Raw genomic sequence first — 15,922 nt, forward strand, 5'->3', positions numbered from 1 at the left:
AGCATGACAACCGTATTGGTTTCATAATTAATAAGCTACCTAAAAGTGCCCCCCGACTACTGGCAAACCCTGCGCCTCACGCTGGCCCTGGCCGCCTGCACCACGGCGCTGCTGCTGGTGCTGGGCCTGCCGCTGGCCTACGCGCTGGCCTATGGCCGCAGCCGCTTCAAGCCGCTGGCCGAGGCTGTGGTGAGCCTGCCGCTGGTGCTGCCGCCCACCGTTATCGGGTTTTACCTGCTGGTGGCTTTCAGCGACGGCAGCGCGCTAGGGCGGTTCTTGATTGAGAAGCTGGGGGTGAGTTTGAATTTTACGTTTCCGGGCATCCTGGTGGGGTCGCTGGTGTATAGCCTGCCGTTTATGGTGCAGCCGTTGCAGGCCGGTTTCGAGCAGGTGCCGCGCTCGTTGCGCGAGGCGGCTTATACGCTCGGCAAGTCGCGCGGCACCACCCTGTGGCGCGTGCTGCTGCCCAACATGCGGCCCGCCCTGCTCAACGGCCTCGTGCTCACCTTTGCCCACACCCTGGGCGAGTTTGGGGTGGTGCTGATGATAGGCGGCAGCCTGCCGGGCCGCACCCGCGTGGCCTCCATCGCCATCTACGACGAGGTGCAGAGCCTGCACTACGCCCAGGCCAATGCCTACGCGCTCACGCTGCTAGGGGTGGCGTTTGTCATTTTGGTGGCGCTGTACTGGTTTTCCAGGCGCGACGCGGCCCGCCTCTCGTAACAAGCTTTCCCGTGCTCGATTTTCACCTCCTCAAAGCGCTGCACACCGCCGCCGGCCCGCGCACCCTGGATGTGCGCCTGGCCCTGGCGCCCGGCGAGCTGCTGGCCATCAGCGGCCCTAGCGGCGCGGGCAAAACCACGCTGCTGCGCCTGCTCGCCGGCCTCGACCGGCCCGATGGCGGCTTTATTCAGGCCGCTGGCCAAATCTGGTACCGTGCCGAAAGCCGCCAGTGGCTGCCGCCCCAGCAGCGGGCGCTAGGGTTCGTTTTTCAGGATTACGCCCTGTTTCCGAATATGACAGTGCGCGAAAACCTGGCTTTCGCTGCCACCGGCCAGGCCAGGGCTAGTCACATTATCAACGACTTATTAGAAACCCTGGAGCTGACTGAGCTGGCCGACCGCCGCCCCGCTGTGCTCTCGGGCGGGCAGCAGCAGCGCACGGCGCTGGCCCGGGCGCTGGCCCGCCGCCCGCGCCTGCTGCTGCTCGACGAGCCGCTTTCCGCCCTCGACCTGCCTACCCGCCTGCGCCTCCAGGAGGTACTGGCCGAGGTGCACCGGCAGTTTGGCCTCACCACCATCCTCATTAGCCACGACCCGGCCGAGATAACCCGCCTCGCCGACCGCGTGCTCGAATTGGAGCTGGGCCAGGTGCGCCGGGTGGGGCCACCCGTGGCCGCGGCCGCCCCGGCTAGGGTGGTGGGCCGCGTGCTGGCCGCACTGCCGGGCGGGCGGCTGCGCGTGCAGCTGCCGGGTGGCGCCGAGGTCGAGGTAAGCGGGCTGGCTGGGGTGGGGGAAGAAATTGCGCTGACGGTCGACGTAGCGCGGACTTTGTAGCCCGCGCCGCGCACTACTCGGCGCCAGCTGGGGTTTTAGGCCAAATGCGGACTCAAAGTCCGCGCTACATTTGTCCAAACCCCACCCCGCCCCGCCATGTCTTCCATTGCCGATGTCCTCTCGCCCGAGTCTAAAGCCCACACCGCCCAAAAAGGCAGCACCAACGCCAACGGCTTTACCGATTACTTCGACCTCGACGGCCTGCTCACCGAAGAAAATATTTTGGTGCGCCAGAGCATCCGCGACTTCGTCAAAAAGGAGATTTCGCCCAATATTGAGAAATGGGCGCAGCAGGCGCACTTCCCGTCGGAAATCGTGCGCAAGTTTGGCGAGGTGGGCGCGTTCGGCCCTACCATTCCGCAGGAATACGGCGGCGGCGGGCTCGACTACATCAGCTACGGCCTCATCATGCAGGAGATTGAGCGCGGCGACTCCGGCATGCGCTCCACGGCCTCGGTGCAGGGCTCGCTCGTGATGTTTCCCATCTACGCCTACGGCTCGGAGGAGCAGCGCCGCAAGTTTTTGCCTAAGCTGGCCAGCGGCGAATGGCTAGGGTGCTTCGGCCTCACCGAACCCGACCACGGCTCGAACCCCGGCGGCATGACCACCAATATTAAGGATGCCGGCGACCACTACATTTTGAACGGCGCCAAGCTCTGGATATCGAACTCGCCCGAGTGCCAGGTGGCCGTGGTGTGGGCCAAAAACGAGCAGGGCCGCATCAAGGGCGTGCTCGTGGAGCGTGGCATGGAAGGCTTCACCACGCCCGAAATCCACAACAAGTGGAGCCTGCGCGCCAGCATCACCGGCGAGCTGGTGTTTGATAACGTGAAGATTCCCAAGGAGAATATCCTGCCCAACGTGGAGGGCCTGAAAGGCCCGCTGAGCTGCCTCGACTCGGCCCGCTTTGGCATTGCCTGGGGGGCCATCGGCGCGGCCATCGACTGCTACGAGTCGGCCCTGAAATACTCGCTTCAGCGCGAGCAGTTCGGCAAGCCCATTGCCAGCTTCCAGCTTCAGCAGAAGAAGCTGGCCGAGATGATTACCGAAATCACCAAGGCCCAGCTGCTGGCCTGGCGGCTAGGGGTGCTCAAAAATGAGGGCCGCGCCACGAGCGCCCAAATCTCAATGGCTAAGCGCAACTCGGTCGAGATGGCCCTGCACGTGGCCCGCGAAGCCCGCCAGATTCACGGCGGCATGGGCATCACGGGCGAGTACCCCATCATGCGCCACATGATGAACCTGGAATCGGTGGTGACCTACGAGGGCACGCACGATATTCACCTGCTCATTACGGGCGCCGATATTACGGGTATTCAGGCGTTTAAGTAGAACTCTGTAATGGGAATGACTTGCGAGCTGCGGCAGTTGAGCCCGGCGTATGCCCAGAAGCTATTGCAAAATCCTGATGAGGTGTTGCAGTATTACGACGATGCCAGCGAAGGCGAACTGCCCGAAGAAGCGCAGGGCGAAGACCTCGACCTTGACAAGGCTTGGCACGGCCTGCACTATATCCTGACTGGTACTGCCGGGGGTGGTGAGTCGCCCTGGAATTCTTTATTACTTGGTGGTGAGCAGGTAGGAGACGAACAGGAACATGACGTTGGGTATGGCCCGGCACGGATTTTACTGCCGCCTCACGTGGTAGCCTTCTCACAAGCGCTGGGCCAGCTAAGCCCAGCTGAAGTAAGCAGACGCTTCAACCCAGTTGAAATGACAAAGCTGGATATTTATCCTGGCATCTGGGACCGGGAAGACGAGGCACTCGACGACTGGATGCAGGATAGCTTAGCAGAGCTACAAAGCTTTTTACAGCGCGCCGTGGCCCAGCAACAGGCGGTGATAGTAGCCATCGTGTAAAGCATTGCATGCAATGGGCCTCGATACGGTAGAGCTAGCCTATAGCCTGGAGCAATATTTCGGCTGTGAAATACCGGCTGCGGTGTCTGAAAGGCTCTATACGGTCGGCGACGCGGCTTCTTGGTTCGGCCAGCAGCTAGGGGTGGCCGGGCAGCACCCGGCGGTGCGGGCCGCCGTAGCCGCGCGGCTGCTAAGCGAGCTGCCGGCCGCTGCCGGCCGCTGCCACCGAAGCTACGCCGCTACGCGAGGCGCTGCCTGACACGCAGGCTCTCAAAGCCTATCGAGCAGTTTCGTCAACGACCTGGGCCTGAACTAGTGTGCCGGGCGGTTGGGACGCTACGGGCCGGCTGGTGATGATTTTGGGCACTGCGAGCCGGTGCCCGGCTACTAGGGCTGGGGAGTGTTTTCCAATAAGTATAAATCTACAATGGTGCCGCCCGTCATGGCCGAGCCACTCATTTGCACTACCCGCCAGCCGCTCTGGCGCAAGCGGTTAAGCTCAGCGAGGACTTTCCCTTGGGCTAGGGATGAATTCTTTTCCTTAAGCTGAATATCAAGGTTTTGGCCATCCGGCGAAACAATCATAATATACCCTCTGCCGCCCGAGATGAAGGACCGGAGCTGCATGTAAGCGGAGCTGCGCGCCTGGTTGGGATAGAATGAGCAACTCGCAATAGCCAGTAGCAGGAGGGTAGCTTGCGCAAATGCCTTTTTCATGGTTTTGAGCGCGGGTTAGTTTTTGCGCAATAAATAGCGCGTAGAAGCCCCGTCCTGCGTGGTATTGACGAGCACCCAGCCCTGGGCGCTAAGCTCGTTGAGCTTGCGCCCAGGGCTGGTACACGTAGTTGCGGGCGTAGCGAAAGCGGCGCAGTCGGGTGGAGGTAGAATCGGTGGTAGAGCCTTTGACGATGGTAGCCTTGATGCTTTCGCGCGGAAAGCTGGTGGTAATCACCGGCAGCTCCTGGGTGGTAAAAGAGCCATTGGGCTCGATAACTGTGAGCGCCGGGTGGGGTTGGGCGCTGTAGGCAGTAAGCTCAAGGTCACGAATGACCATCAGGTATTGGGTCGGCTCGGCGGCTTTGGGGTAAAAGGCCCACGAGCAGGCGACCGCCGCAAAGAGCAGCCCGCCGGTAAGTATTTTTTTCATAAGCAGCTAGAAGGAAGAGAGGTGTTAATGCAAGAATAGCGTAACCGCGATGAAAAAGCTATTAAGCAAGACGCATCAACAGTCGGCCTGCTCTTGCCGTATAGATTCAGACACTCTTTCCCTTTTCCACTCATGGCTACCGAACCCGAAAGCAACCACGAAAACGCCGAAAGCCGCCGCCACGAGCGCCGCGAGCACGACAAAGAAGCCTACCGCGAGCAGGGCGACGACATGCGCCAGGGCGGCCCCGACCCCGACCTGGCCCACCGCCTGCGCACCCGCGGCGGCGATGGCAGCTTTGACCCCAACGTGCAGGCCGAGGACGGCACCAGCAACGGCGTAGCCAAAACCGTGGCTGGCGACGGCCAGAACAGTACCAAGCGCGGCTTCGACACCGAGCAAAACGCCAACAAAGCCCCCGACCGCCTCGACGAGCGCAACGTGGCGGGCGGCGACCTGAAAGACTAGCTAGCCCCTGGTCAGCAAGCGCAAAGCCCGTCGTGCTCAGCACGGCGGGCTTTTTTACGGTACTGTTTTCGGCGGTTTGGCGGGCTAGGGCGTAATTTGCCCGCATGAAGCCCGCTACGCCCCTCGTTTTGCTGGAATGCCTGGTTGCCGGCACTTCCCATCGCCCCGAACTTCCCAAGCAGGAAAAGTCGCTCAAAGTCGGCCAAACGCTTCGCCTCGAGCGCGAAGCCGATAGCAAGTACGACGACTGGGCCGTGAAAGTCCACTCGGGCGCGGCCGATGACAAGGCTGCCATCTGGCTAGGGTACCTGCCCGAGATTCGCAACGAAACCGTGGCCCGCCTGCTGGATGCCGGCTACCCGCTCACGGCCCGGCTAGCCCACAAAGCCTGGGAAGACGACTGGCTGCACCTCGAAATAGAAGTGCTGCTGCCGCGCGAATAAAGTCAGGTTTATGGCTGGCCAGGGAGCTTTTTGCTAACTAATTTGGTTAGCCAATTGCCCGTTTTTAACGGCTAACTGACCACGAGCAACTAACAATTATCAACCATGCGCGAAGCCTATCTAACCGGCGGCAACGAACACTTCGATGCCACCGACAAGGACATCGACAAGGCCCTGCGCCCGCTTAGCTTCGAGGACTTTACGGGCCAGGACAAAATCCTGGAAAACCTGAAAGTGTTCGTGGCAGCGGCCAAGCAGCGCGGCGATGCCCTCGACCACGTGCTGCTGCACGGCCCCCCCGGCCTAGGCAAAACCACGCTCTCGCACATCATCGCCAATGAGCTGGGCGCGGGCATCAAAATGACCAGCGGCCCGGTGCTCGACAAGCCCAGCGACCTCGCCGGCCTGCTCACCAACCTGGAGCCGCACGACGTGCTCTTTATCGACGAGATTCACCGCCTCAACCCGGTGGTGGAAGAGTATCTGTACTCGGCGATGGAAGACTACCGCATCGACATCATGCTCGACTCGGGCCCTAACGCCCGCTCGGTGCAGATTTCGCTGTCGCCCTTCACGCTCATCGGGGCCACCACGCGCTCGGGTATGCTTACGGCGCCGCTGCGGGCGCGCTTCGGCATCTCGGCCAGGCTCGAATATTACGACTCGAAGCTGCTGACTACCATTGTGCAGCGCTCGGCCGATATTCTGCACACGCCCATCCACGAAGATGCGGCCTACGAGATTGCCCGCCGCTCGCGCGGTACCCCGCGTATCGCTAACAACCTGCTGCGCCGCACCCGCGACTTTGCCCAGATTAAGGGCGACGGCACTATTACGGTGGAGATTGCTCAGTTTGCCCTGAACGCGCTCGACGTGGACGCCCGCGGCCTCGACGACATGGACAAGCGCATCCTCACCACCATTATCGACAAGTTTAAAGGTGGTCCGGTGGGTATCAGCACCATCGCCACGGCCTGCGGCGAGGAAGGCGAAACCATCGAGGAAGTGTACGAGCCCTTCCTCATCCAGGAAGGCTACATCAAGCGCACCGCTAGAGGGCGCGAGGCCACCGAGGCGGCCTATCAACACCTGGGCCGCCTGCTGCCCAACCACTTGCGCGGCAATAACGGCGACTTGTTCGGCGAGATAACGTCGTAAGCTGTACTGCGGATTCGCGCGTCGTGCGCTAATCGCCCCCCCTGTGTGGACTCCGCCAGTCTGCAACACGCTTACCGGAACGCGCCGCCCCTAGCGGCGCGTTCTTCGTTTCTTTGGGGTTCAATTGCCCGCTAGCCCATGTTACTGCACGCCGAATGGACTCCTTACATCAAGCGCCGCGCCGCTGAGTTAGGGTTTATGGCCTGCGGAATTTCGAAGGCCGAGTTTCTGGAAGAAGAAGCGCCGCGCCTCGAAAACTGGCTTAAGAAGAACATGCATGGCAAAATGGCCTGGATGGAAAACCACTTCGACAAGCGCCTCGACCCGCGCCTGCTCGTGGATGGCGCCAAGTCGGTGATTTCCCTGCTGCTCAACTACTACCCGCCGGCCGAAGACCAGCAACCCGATGATACGCTGAAAATCAGCAAGTACGCCTACGGGCGCGACTACCACTTCGTCATTAAGGAAAAGCTTAAAACGCTGCTGGCCGACATGCAGGCCAACATCGGCGAGGTGGGCGGGCGCTGCTTTGTAGACTCGGCGCCGGTGCTCGATAAGGCCTGGGCGAAGAAAAGTGGGCTAGGGTGGGTAGGTAAGAATAGCAACCTCATCACGCCGGGCGCAGGCTCTTTTTACTTCATCGCCGAGCTGATTGTAGACGTAGAGCTGGAATACGATGGCGCCATCCGTGACTATTGTGGCACCTGCACCAAGTGCCTCGACGCCTGCCCCACGCAGGCCATCACCGAGCCCTACGTGGTGGACGGCAGCAAGTGCATCAGCTACTTTACCATTGAGCTGAAGGACCAGCTAATTCCGCAAAATGTGGCCGGGCAGTTCGGTAACTGGGTTTTTGGCTGCGATATCTGCCAGGATGTGTGCCCCTGGAATCGTTTTGCCAAGCCCACGCAGGAAGCGCAGTTTCAACCCCATCCGGAGTTGAAAAATCTATCAGTCAACGACTGGCAAGAGATTACCCACGAGGTTTTTCAGGCGTTGTTCAAGCAGTCGCCCCTTAAGCGCACTGGCTACGAAGGGCTTAAGCGTAATATTCGGTTCGTAACCGGCCAGAGCCAGCTAACAGACTAGGCCGCTAAGCGGGGCAGGGCGCTGTGCTGGATAAACACCCGCTTCAGCACCCGGCGGTAGAGCCGTGCAAACTGCTGGTAACACCACGTTTTGAAGCCTAGCAGGTCTTCGGGTAAAATCTGCTGCAAGGCCTTGCGCAACTCTTTCTCAAAGAGCTTTTTGCTGAAGCTGACTTTCAGCAAAATCATTTTTACGTAGTCTAACATAGCGGGTAGCGGGTGGGATGAAGGACGGCAATCAGAAAGTACGGGGGCATTATACGTAAACAGCTTTCTTGCAGCCACGCGCTGCTCGCGGCCGGTGTACAATTCACAGATTATCAACTTTAAAAAATATGAATTAACATTGCCCGGGGCAGGACACAAAAAAAGGGCAACCCATATGGGTTGCCCTTTGAAAACGATGTACCGAGCTTGCCTAGAACAGCGTGCTGGTAGCGGTAGTGAAGACACGGGCGATAGTCGTAACCGTGCCAACGTCTAACCCTTCGTCGAAGGCTTCCGAGAAAGCGGAGGTGGGGAAAGAAGAAGCTGCCGTGATAGTAGTACCCGACAGGGCGACACCACCTTGGGTAACGTTGTCTTCGGCCGGGAACGTGATGCCCGTCGGCGCGTTGGTGTTGTTGCCGGCACCATAGATGGGAGCCGTGTACGTGGGGGAAGCCCCGCCGCCATCGGTACCCGAAATCCAGCTCTTCGGTGCAGCGCTGTAGGGCGAAACGGCAACACCCTGCGAAGGCGTGGTGCTGGTAACACCCGCCCGGCGCATGCTGCGCAAATGTGAGGCATGGCGCGCCTCTACCGAGTGAATGTTGAGGGCAGCCGTCAGCACAGTTTTGTTGGCCATTACTACTGCCAGCGGCGCGGCTCCTTTGTAGGCACGCACGCCAGTGTCCTCAAACGACTGGGCAAGAGCCAGGTAGGTGGCCGGGTTGGTGCGGTAGTCGGCAAACGGACCGGCGTTGGTACCCTTGCCGCCCGTGTAGTCAAAGTCGGCAGCGGTAGCCGTAACGGGCATACCACCCAGTGCGGTGATGGTCGTGCGCAGGAAGTTTACGTGGTTGCTTTCGTCGGTGGCAATCAGCGTCAGGGCAGCGGCGTTAACGCTGCTCAGGCCCACCAAGGCGGTGCGCTGCGAGTAGAAAATAGACTCCAAGTATTCCAGCTTCAGCGCGAAGTTCAACACATCGGTTACTGCCAGCCCACTGGGGGTTTGCGCATAAGCCTTATTAAAGATGGCACCTACTGCCAGCGGCAGTGCGGCGGCGCTCAGCTTCTGGCCCAGGCCGCTCATGTGTTTGAACACCGAGCGGCGCGAATCGAGGCGGTCGTATACCTCGGGGTCAACTTTCTCGATTTCGGAGATAATTTGAAAGAAATTCATGACTAGGGTCGGAAATTAGATGGTGGAAGGAGCCAAAACTGCGTGGCTTAGCGGAGGGCCGAAACGTCGAGTTTCGAGCCATCGGCCAGGAAATTGTTGGCAATTGCCACAACCTCAGCCGGCGACATAGCCCGTTCGAGGCTAGAGTTGGCCGGGGCATTGTTGGTGGTTACGCTGCTGGTGCCAGCGGTAGTGAGCGTAACTACGTCGTTGCCAACGAAGGTGCCTTCCGAAACCAGGTCACGAATGATAGCAGCGTGGCGCGCTTCTACCGAAACGATTTTGCCGGCGATGTAGAGGTATTGAGCCGAGGTAATGTACTGGCCAGCACCGTTGTAGGCAGCTACCCCAAGGTCTTCGAATGCTTTGGCGGTAGCTAGTACCGACGTGCGGTCGTTGAAGTTGACGGCTCCGAAATTGGGCGTCAGGGCCTGAATGGGCGTAGCGCCAGCGGCGGTAATGGCAGCCTTAAAGAAATCGCGGTGAATAACCTCGTGGTAGTAGAGGTCGTCGAAAATAGCTTTCTCGGCGGCCGTAATGGTGCTACCCGTGTAGTAGGTACCCGTGCGAACCTGCGTGTAGAAAGCGGCTTCGAGCTGCTCCAGCGCGTAGGCGTAGTTGAGCACGCCGGCATCACCGCTGCCCACGCTTACCATACCCGGCGACGAATCGCTTTTGCTGCAACCGGCCAGCACGAGGGCCGTGGCGCCAGCCGTGGCACCAGCGTACATGAAAAACGAGCGACGCTTGATGGGCGTGTAGAGCGGCTGCTCTACTCGTGGCTCTTGCAAGAGCAAATCAGAGTTGGGGGTGGTTGACATAAAAAAGGAAAAGGGAAAAAGTAATTTCCGGGGTTGCGAGGCTATACGGCTAATGCTGTTGTTCAGGTTACTCAGCGCTTTATTATTTTAGCGCAACCCGCCGGATGATGTATATTGCTGAGTTAGTGGCCCCAGGGTAAGTAGACGCATAGTGTTAGCCCAGGTGTAAAGGCGCCACGCTCCATGTACGAGGCATAGTGCTAACTCGGATGCTGCCCGCCCCAAAATCAGGCGAATAACCAAGCCGCTGCGAGCGTTGGCAGAAGCTTGAAAATAAGCAAACGGCTGAGTACTAGCCGGCAGATTTTAAGTCAAAGCTCAGCTAGCCGTATAAAAAAAAGCGCGTGCTCTGGGCATGCGCTCTGGGTTCGGGAGCAAGTAATACTATGCGCTGCCGGCTATTACCCGGCTCAGAAAACAGCCGCCGCGAGCCTGGCGCAGGCGCGTAGCGGCCTTGCCGGCTAGGTACTTTGCGCACAAAAAGCCAGCCCTTAAGGCTGGCTTTTTGCAGATTTGGGCAACAAATAAAATTTAGAAATAGCTACAGCGGAAGAGAAATAAATAAGCTACTGAACTAATAAAACGCGCCAGCCAGGCTGGCGCCCGAGGTTCGTCGCGGCCGAAGAACCTGGTAGCTTTACGAACTTCGTGCGCAGGCTGGATTTTAGCAATACAAAAAAAGTGATGGCTCGGCGTTTTCAGGTGCGTGCGTGGTGGCTGGGCTGCTGGCTGGCTGGCTGGCTGCTGCTGGCTGGCGGCTTGCACGCGCAGCCCGCTGCCCCACCGGCCGCCACCGGGCAGGTGAGCCTGGTGGCGCCCGCCGCGAGCGTACCCCTGGCGGGGCCCTTCATACTGGCGTTTCGGCTGCAGGGGGCGGCCCTGGCCAGCCACTCGGCCTTCCCCGAAATTGAGGGTTTTCGCAAGGCGGCCGGCCTCACTACCACTACCACCACGCGGTTGCTGCCCGGCGGCCAGCGCAGCACCGAGCTTACGGTGAGCCAGCGCTATTTTCCGTATACGGAGGGCGAGTACGTGGTGCCCGCCTTCACGCTTACCGTGAATGGGCAGGTACTGCGCAGCGCCGGGGGCCGGGTGCGGGTGGGCGCCGCCAGCCCGCCGCCCGATGCCAGCGCGGCCCCGCCTGGCACGGGCGTGGGCTCGCTCGACCAGCTGCTGGGCAAGCCCAAGCCGCAGTATTTCTACGAGCCGCCCGATGCGGGCCAGCTAGCCCTTGAGGCCGACCGCGAGCGCGTGTACGTGGGCCAGGGCGTGCGCGTAAACCTGTATTTCTACCTGAAGCCCGCCGACCAGGCACTACTCAACTTTTACGATTTCAATACCCAGCTCACCGAGCTGCTGCGCCAGCTGCGCCAGCCCACCACCTGGGAAGTGGCCGCCCCCGACCCGTCGCCCCTACCCGATACCGTGCGCCGGGCCGGCGGGCAGGTGCTGCTGCGCTTCCACCTGGCGGGGCGCACCTACTACCCACTTAACAAGGAAGCGCTGCAATTTCCGGCCCTGCAGCTGACACTTACCAAGTTCAAGCTCCTGAAAAAACCGCAGCCCGGCGATACCGAGCGCCTGGCCTTTTATAAAACGTACTCGGCGCCGGCGCTGCGCGTGGCCGTGCGGCCCCTGCCGCCGCCCGGTGCCGCCGTGGTGGGCGAGTACGTGCTGCGCGAAGGCATCAGCGGCACGCGCTTTCGCACGGGCGAGGCCTTTACCTATACGTTTGGGGTGGAGGGCAGCGGCAATGCGGCGGCCCTCACGGCGCCGGCCCTGCGGCCCCGCGCCGGGCTAGCCGTGTATGGCCCCACCACGCGCGAGGAAGCGCTGCCCGACGGCCACTTCCGCAAAAGCTTTCGGTACCGGCTGGTAACCCAGCGGCCCGGCGTGCTGGCGTTTGACAGCCTCGTGCAGCTGCCTTTTTTCAACCCCGTTACGGCCCGCTACGATACCCTGCGGCCCGAGCTGCGCGTGACGGTGAGTGGCCCTGCGCGAGCCACTACCTCGGCCAGCCCCGACGATGACCCCTTCTATGGCCCGGCCCTGGCCCGCGCCGAAGCTCAGCTGCAGCCCCTGGATGTGTACCACCAAGTGGGCCGCTACGCCGCGTGGCTGGTCGTTGCGCTGCTGGGGCTAGCGGCCGTGGGGTGGTGGCGGGCGCGGTAACTTTACCTTTTTAGCGCTTCGCTGCGAGCTGTCGGCTGGTAGCTTTGTTGAGAAACAGCTGCTGGCAACTGCTGGCTAAGAGCCTCTTATTCATGTCAAATAGCTTCGGAACACTTTTTCGTATTACCACTTTCGGCGAGTCGCACGGGGTGGGTATTGGGGTTATCATTGATGGCTGCCCGGCGGGGCTAGCCCTCGACCCGGCCACCATTCAGCGCGCCCTCGATAGGCGCCGGCCGGGCCAGTCGGCCCTCACCACCCCGCGCCAGGAGGCCGACCGCGTGCAGGTGCAATCGGGCACGTTTGAGGGGCTGACGACGGGCACGCCCATCAGCCTGTTTATTCCGAATGCCGACCAGCGCTCCGATGACTACTCGCACATTGCCGGCGCCTACCGCCCTAGCCACGCCGATTACACCTACGATGCCAAGTATGGCCGCCGCGACCACCGCGGTGGCGGCCGCAGCTCGGCCCGTGAAACGGCGGCCCGCGTGGCCGCCGGCGCCGTGGCGGCCGAGCTGCTGGCCCACTTTGGTGTTGAGGTCAAGGCCTACGTATCGGCCGTGGGCGAGGTAGAAGTGGGCAAAGCCTACGAGGAGCTGGACCTAAGTCTCATTGATAGCAACCCCGTGCGCTGCCCCGACGCCGAAGCCGCCGCGCGCATGGAAACCCGTATTCGCCAGGCACAGGCGGCCCACGATACCGTAGGCGGCGTCGTTACGGGCGTGGCTACCGGCCTGCCGCCGGGCCTCGGCGAGCCGGTTTTCGACAAGCTGCCCGCCGTGCTCGGGCACGCGCTGCTGAGTATCAATGCCGTGAAGGGCTTCGAGTTTGGCTCGGGCTTCGAGGGCACCAAGCTGCCCGGCTCGCAGCACAACGACGAGTTTTACACCGATGAGGTGGGCCGCGTGCGCACCCGCACCAACCACAGCGGCGGCAGCCAGGGCGGCATCAGCAATGGCCAGGACGTATTTTTTCGCGTTGCCTTCAAGCCCGTGGCTACGCTGCTCCAGCCCCAGCAAACCATCAACCAGGCTGGCGAGGCCGTGACCCTGGCCGGTCGCGGCCGCCACGATGCCTGCGTGCTGCCCCGCGCCGTGCCCATTGTGGAGGCCATGACCCAGCTCGTGCTGGCCGACCTACTGCTGCGCGCGAGGGCCAACAAGTTGTAGAACCTTATGGGAAATTCCTTGTTAGCACCTTTGTTTAGAATGAATCCAGAATCCGGACTAACTTAGTCGGCTGGTAGGTAACCGAAACTCTTAAAAATCAACGATATGTCTGCCGTTTCCATCTACGCCGAGGCGTCACCCAATCCTGAGAGCATGAAATTCGTGCTCAACTCCACCCTGCTGCCCGATGGCGTGAGCGTGGATTACCCTAATGTGGAAGCCGCTGCCAACTCGCCCCTAGCTCAGGAACTGTTTGGCTTCGACTATGTAGGCCGCGTGTTCATCGCCCAAAACTTCGTGACCGTGACCAAAACCCAGCCCGAACTGGGCTGGACCAGCATTATCCCCGAGCTGCGCCAGTTCATAAAAGGCTACGTGGAGGCCGGTGGCGAGCTGTTTTTGGTAGACCCCGCCGCCGAGCAGCGCGCCGCCCAGGCCGCCAGCGCCGGCGACCCCACCCAGCAGGACGGCTTCACGAGCCAGAAAATCATTGACCTGCTCGATAACTACGTGCGCCCTGCCGTGGAGCAGGACGGGGGCAATATCACCTTCAAAAGCTTCCACGACGGCATTGTGACTGTGAACCTGCAGGGCTCGTGCTCGGGCTGCCCCTCGGCCACCGTCACGCTCAAGTCAGGCATCGAGAACCTGCTCAAGCGCATGGTGCCAGAGGTGAAAGAAGTAGTAGCCGAAGGCGTAACAGTGTAGCTGACCGCCCACCTGCCGATAAGCGCCCCGAAAAGCCAACCCGCCCAGGTTGGCTTTTCGGGACGCTTTCTTTATGTTTGTTTCTTTAAGAATTCGTATGGAACCTGAGCCTGTTGACGCCCTGCCGGTGGCCTTTCCGACGCTGCGCGAAAGCTGGGGCGTTCTCGGGTGGTTTCTGGTTATTTCCTTAGTAGTAGGCGTGCCCTTGTATGGGCTAGCTGCCTGGCTGCTGCCGCTGCAATTACCCTTGTATAAGCTCAGCGTTGGCGCGTTGCTGAGCGTGGTGGTGCAATTGGTGCTGCTGGGGTGGCTGCGGCGGCGTACGAATTTGGTGCGCTTGCCCAGCCTGCGCTGGAACGCGCGCGGGGCGCGCTGGCAGCTATATGCCCTGCTGCTGGTGCTGGTGCCGGCCCAGGCAGTGGTACTAGCTGCCTTGCATTTGCTGCCGCTGCCTAGCTGGACCGCTAAAACCTTTCAAAGTATGGCGCACTACCCGCTGCTGAGCCTGGGGTTTGGCTGTTTGCTTGCGCCGGTGCTGGAAGAAATTCTATTCCGGGGCATCTTACTCCGGGGGCTGCTGCGCAATTATTCGCCAGCCTTGGCTATCGGGCAATCAGCTTTGCTGTTCGGCATCATTCACTTCAACCCGGCGCAGAGCTTATTCGCCCTATGTTTTGGGTTGACGCTAGGCTGGATTTATTACCGCACGCAGTCGCTGGTGCTGTGCATTGTGCTGCACGGGCTTAATAATCTGCTTTCATTCTTCAGCCTGATGCACAACAGTGCTGCCATGAGCGAGGCGGCCCAGTACCACTACCTGACCAGCAGCAAGTTTCTATATACGTTTTTGGGGGCCGCTTTCCTGATGGGCAGCCTACTTTGGTGGATAAAACGCACCACTTCGCCTCCCGCTGTTGAAGGCCTGGAAAAATAATAACCCCCACAAAAAAGCGGCCGGCTACCCCAAGGTAGCCGGCCGCTTTTTTGTGGACCAGGCCCTAGCCGCTAGATTTTGCGCGCCCGCTGCTTCACGGTAAAGTTGCGGCTCACATTGAAGCCGAAGCAGAGGTAGCCATCGAAGAAATTGCCCGAAGTCTGGGTGATGAACTGCTGCTCAATCATGCCCGTCGAGTTGGTTACGTGCATCTGGAAGATGTGCCCGCCGGTTTCGATATCCACCCCGAGCGCCACCGAGTTGCGGTAATGGTCGGCGGTGTAGGAGGGCAGCAAATAATAGTACTCGGCATTGAGCGAGAAGCGCTTAGTAAGCTTGTAGCGCCCGCCGGCCCCGATGGCGTACACGTCGTTTTTCTCGCCTTCGTTAATGACTAGGTTACGGTGCACGAGCGTGGGCATAAGCTGCAGCGAGAGGTTAGAGCTGAACTTGCGGGCAATGAGCGCCTGGTAGGTGTAGCCCGTGCGCTTGCCCAGCGTGTAGTCGATGCCATTGTTCATGCGCTCGGTCATCACGGCCGCCGACGTAAAGAGCGTCACCGACACCGGCACCTCGTGCGCGCCGGTCGTTTGCTGAATGGCCTTGTATTTCAAAAAGCCATCAAACGTTTTGCCCTGCGACGAGCGGCCCACGCCAACCTCAAAGCGGTCGGTGAGCGCATATTCGAAGCCTAGCCGCAGGGTGGCCGCGTCGAGGCCGAAGAAATTGTACGCGCCACTATTGAGCGGCCCAAAGCGGTGCGAAATCAGAAACACCATGGTGCCCTCGCCGGGCGTTTGCACGGTGTGGCCATTGATGAGGCGGGTAGCTTTAAACGTAGCATCGACCACCTGCGTGGCCGGCGCGTCCTTCTTGGTTTCCTGCTCCAGCTGGCCCAGCAGGTCGGTTTGGGCCTGGGCCAGCGGCGCCGCGCCGGCCGCCATAAACAGCCCTAGCAGCGTGGTGCGGCCAAAAAAAGTAAGTAGTTTTTTCATATGAAATAATCAGAAG

At 60.7% G+C, this 15,922-nt stretch carries 18 protein-coding genes; 12 read left to right on the plus strand and 6 right to left on the minus strand.

Annotation, left to right across the window (positions count from 1 at the left end):
• Nucleotides 1-45 precede the first annotated feature (45 nt).
• The 4 genes from modB to Q5H89_RS07375 all read left to right on the plus strand — a co-directional run bounded on the left by modB (nucleotide 46) and on the right by Q5H89_RS07375 (nucleotide 3,416).
• Entirely contained in the window at nucleotides 46-723 is a 678-nt protein-coding gene (modB, locus tag Q5H89_RS07360) for a molybdate ABC transporter permease subunit (RefSeq protein ID WP_305018640.1), read from the plus strand.
• 11 nt (nucleotides 724-734) lie between these two features.
• Nucleotides 735-1,556 carry an ATP-binding cassette domain-containing protein gene (locus Q5H89_RS07365; RefSeq protein ID WP_305018641.1) on the plus strand — a complete coding sequence of 274 codons (822 nt, stop codon included), beginning with the start codon at nucleotides 735-737 and terminating at the stop codon, nucleotides 1,554-1,556.
• A 96-nt stretch (nucleotides 1,557-1,652) separates the two neighbouring features.
• Nucleotides 1,653-2,888: an acyl-CoA dehydrogenase family protein gene (locus tag Q5H89_RS07370; RefSeq protein WP_305018642.1), complete on the plus strand. Its 1,236-nt coding sequence runs from the start codon at nucleotides 1,653-1,655 to the stop codon at nucleotides 2,886-2,888.
• A 9-nt stretch (nucleotides 2,889-2,897) separates the two neighbouring features.
• Nucleotides 2,898-3,416, plus strand: a complete 519-nt coding sequence (locus Q5H89_RS07375; RefSeq protein WP_305018643.1) for a YfbM family protein — start codon at nucleotides 2,898-2,900, stop codon at nucleotides 3,414-3,416.
• Nucleotides 3,417-3,803: 387 nt separating this feature from the next.
• Here the strand turns inward: Q5H89_RS07375 and Q5H89_RS07380 are convergent, their stop codons facing one another.
• Both Q5H89_RS07380 and Q5H89_RS07385 read right to left on the minus strand, forming a co-directional pair.
• On the minus strand, nucleotides 3,804-4,001 hold the full coding sequence (locus Q5H89_RS07380; protein WP_305018644.1) for a hypothetical protein: 198 nt from the start codon (nucleotides 3,999-4,001) through the stop codon (nucleotides 3,804-3,806).
• Nucleotides 4,002-4,221: 220 nt separating this feature from the next.
• Nucleotides 4,222-4,563, minus strand: a complete 342-nt coding sequence (locus tag Q5H89_RS07385; RefSeq protein ID WP_305018645.1) for a hypothetical protein — start codon at nucleotides 4,561-4,563, stop codon at nucleotides 4,222-4,224.
• A 132-nt stretch (nucleotides 4,564-4,695) separates the two neighbouring features.
• On the opposite strand from Q5H89_RS07385, the gene Q5H89_RS07390 reads away from it, so the two are divergent.
• From Q5H89_RS07390 to queG, 4 genes are all read left to right on the plus strand, one after another.
• A complete protein-coding gene (locus tag Q5H89_RS07390; RefSeq protein ID WP_305018646.1) occupies nucleotides 4,696-5,031 on the plus strand; it encodes a hypothetical protein in 336 nt (111 codons plus the stop codon).
• Between the two features lie 104 nt (nucleotides 5,032-5,135).
• Nucleotides 5,136-5,474, plus strand: coding sequence for an HIRAN domain-containing protein (locus Q5H89_RS07395; RefSeq protein WP_305018647.1), 339 nt, complete (start codon nucleotides 5,136-5,138; stop codon nucleotides 5,472-5,474).
• 105 nt (nucleotides 5,475-5,579) lie between these two features.
• Nucleotides 5,580-6,632, plus strand: coding sequence for a Holliday junction branch migration DNA helicase RuvB (gene ruvB, locus Q5H89_RS07400; protein ID WP_305018648.1), 1,053 nt, complete (start codon nucleotides 5,580-5,582; stop codon nucleotides 6,630-6,632).
• 138 nt (nucleotides 6,633-6,770) lie between these two features.
• Entirely contained in the window at nucleotides 6,771-7,721 is a 951-nt protein-coding gene (gene queG, locus Q5H89_RS07405) for a tRNA epoxyqueuosine(34) reductase QueG (protein WP_305018649.1), read from the plus strand.
• Here queG and Q5H89_RS07410 read toward each other — a convergent pair.
• The 3 genes from Q5H89_RS07410 to Q5H89_RS07420 form a co-directional block, all read right to left on the minus strand.
• Nucleotides 7,718-7,927 carry a hypothetical protein gene (locus tag Q5H89_RS07410; protein ID WP_305018650.1) on the minus strand — a complete coding sequence of 70 codons (210 nt, stop codon included), beginning with the start codon at nucleotides 7,925-7,927 and terminating at the stop codon, nucleotides 7,718-7,720. The two genes, queG and Q5H89_RS07410, sit on opposite strands and share 4 nt — an antisense overlap.
• A gap of 211 nt (nucleotides 7,928-8,138) precedes the next feature.
• Nucleotides 8,139-9,104, minus strand: coding sequence for a ferritin-like domain-containing protein (locus Q5H89_RS07415; protein WP_305018651.1), 966 nt, complete (start codon nucleotides 9,102-9,104; stop codon nucleotides 8,139-8,141).
• Nucleotides 9,105-9,151: 47 nt separating this feature from the next.
• Nucleotides 9,152-9,925, minus strand: coding sequence for a ferritin-like domain-containing protein (locus Q5H89_RS07420; RefSeq protein WP_305018652.1), 774 nt, complete (start codon nucleotides 9,923-9,925; stop codon nucleotides 9,152-9,154).
• 684 nt (nucleotides 9,926-10,609) lie between these two features.
• On the opposite strand from Q5H89_RS07420, the gene Q5H89_RS07425 reads away from it, so the two are divergent.
• The 4 genes from Q5H89_RS07425 (at nucleotide 10,610) to Q5H89_RS07440 (ending at nucleotide 14,911) form a co-directional block, all read left to right on the plus strand.
• Complete coding sequence (locus tag Q5H89_RS07425; protein ID WP_305018653.1) at nucleotides 10,610-12,097, plus strand: hypothetical protein; 1,488 nt, start codon at nucleotides 10,610-10,612, stop codon at nucleotides 12,095-12,097.
• A 92-nt stretch (nucleotides 12,098-12,189) separates the two neighbouring features.
• Complete coding sequence (gene aroC / locus Q5H89_RS07430) at nucleotides 12,190-13,269, plus strand: chorismate synthase (protein WP_305018654.1); 1,080 nt, start codon at nucleotides 12,190-12,192, stop codon at nucleotides 13,267-13,269.
• Nucleotides 13,270-13,374: 105 nt separating this feature from the next.
• The gene (locus Q5H89_RS07435; protein WP_305018655.1) at nucleotides 13,375-13,977 is read left to right on the plus strand and encodes a NifU family protein; all 603 of its coding nucleotides are present in this window, start codon (nucleotides 13,375-13,377) and stop codon (nucleotides 13,975-13,977) included.
• A gap of 97 nt (nucleotides 13,978-14,074) precedes the next feature.
• On the plus strand, nucleotides 14,075-14,911 hold the full coding sequence (locus Q5H89_RS07440; RefSeq protein ID WP_305018656.1) for a CPBP family intramembrane glutamic endopeptidase: 837 nt from the start codon (nucleotides 14,075-14,077) through the stop codon (nucleotides 14,909-14,911).
• Between the two features lie 71 nt (nucleotides 14,912-14,982).
• On the opposite strand, the gene Q5H89_RS07445 is transcribed toward Q5H89_RS07440, so the two are convergent.
• A complete protein-coding gene (locus Q5H89_RS07445; RefSeq protein WP_305018657.1) occupies nucleotides 14,983-15,906 on the minus strand; it encodes a DUF5777 family beta-barrel protein in 924 nt (307 codons plus the stop codon).
• Nucleotides 15,907-15,922 lie beyond the last annotated feature (16 nt).

It is taken from the genome of Hymenobacter cheonanensis, from assembly GCF_030581075.1.
Classification (GTDB): Bacteria; Bacteroidota; Bacteroidia; order Cytophagales; family Hymenobacteraceae; genus Hymenobacter.

Bases quoted from the DNA above. Each gene is read 5' to 3' on its own strand.
- Q5H89_RS07370 (WP_305018642.1), top strand. From the start codon at position 1,653: ATGTCTTCCATTGCCGATGTCCTCTCGCCCGAGTCTAAAGCCCACACC.
- Q5H89_RS07375 (WP_305018643.1), top strand. From the start codon at position 2,898: ATGGGAATGACTTGCGAGCTGCGGCAGTTGAGCCCGGCGTATGCCCAG.
- Q5H89_RS07380 (WP_305018644.1), bottom strand. From the start codon at position 4,001: ATGATTGTTTCGCCGGATGGCCAAAACCTTGATATTCAGCTTAAGGAA.
- Q5H89_RS07385 (WP_305018645.1), bottom strand. From the start codon at position 4,563: ATGAAAAAAATACTTACCGGCGGGCTGCTCTTTGCGGCGGTCGCCTGC.
- Q5H89_RS07390 (WP_305018646.1), top strand. From the start codon at position 4,696: ATGGCTACCGAACCCGAAAGCAACCACGAAAACGCCGAAAGCCGCCGC.
- Q5H89_RS07395 (WP_305018647.1), top strand. From the start codon at position 5,136: ATGAAGCCCGCTACGCCCCTCGTTTTGCTGGAATGCCTGGTTGCCGGC.
- ruvB (WP_305018648.1), top strand. From the start codon at position 5,580: ATGCGCGAAGCCTATCTAACCGGCGGCAACGAACACTTCGATGCCACC.
- queG (WP_305018649.1), top strand. From the start codon at position 6,771: ATGTTACTGCACGCCGAATGGACTCCTTACATCAAGCGCCGCGCCGCT.
- Q5H89_RS07410 (WP_305018650.1), bottom strand. From the start codon at position 7,927: ATGTTAGACTACGTAAAAATGATTTTGCTGAAAGTCAGCTTCAGCAAA.
- Q5H89_RS07415 (WP_305018651.1), bottom strand. From the start codon at position 9,104: ATGAATTTCTTTCAAATTATCTCCGAAATCGAGAAAGTTGACCCCGAG.
- Q5H89_RS07420 (WP_305018652.1), bottom strand. From the start codon at position 9,925: ATGTCAACCACCCCCAACTCTGATTTGCTCTTGCAAGAGCCACGAGTA.
- Q5H89_RS07425 (WP_305018653.1), top strand. From the start codon at position 10,610: ATGGCTCGGCGTTTTCAGGTGCGTGCGTGGTGGCTGGGCTGCTGGCTG.
- aroC (WP_305018654.1), top strand. From the start codon at position 12,190: ATGTCAAATAGCTTCGGAACACTTTTTCGTATTACCACTTTCGGCGAG.
- Q5H89_RS07435 (WP_305018655.1), top strand. From the start codon at position 13,375: ATGTCTGCCGTTTCCATCTACGCCGAGGCGTCACCCAATCCTGAGAGC.
- Q5H89_RS07440 (WP_305018656.1), top strand. From the start codon at position 14,075: ATGGAACCTGAGCCTGTTGACGCCCTGCCGGTGGCCTTTCCGACGCTG.
- Q5H89_RS07445 (WP_305018657.1), bottom strand. From the start codon at position 15,906: ATGAAAAAACTACTTACTTTTTTTGGCCGCACCACGCTGCTAGGGCTG.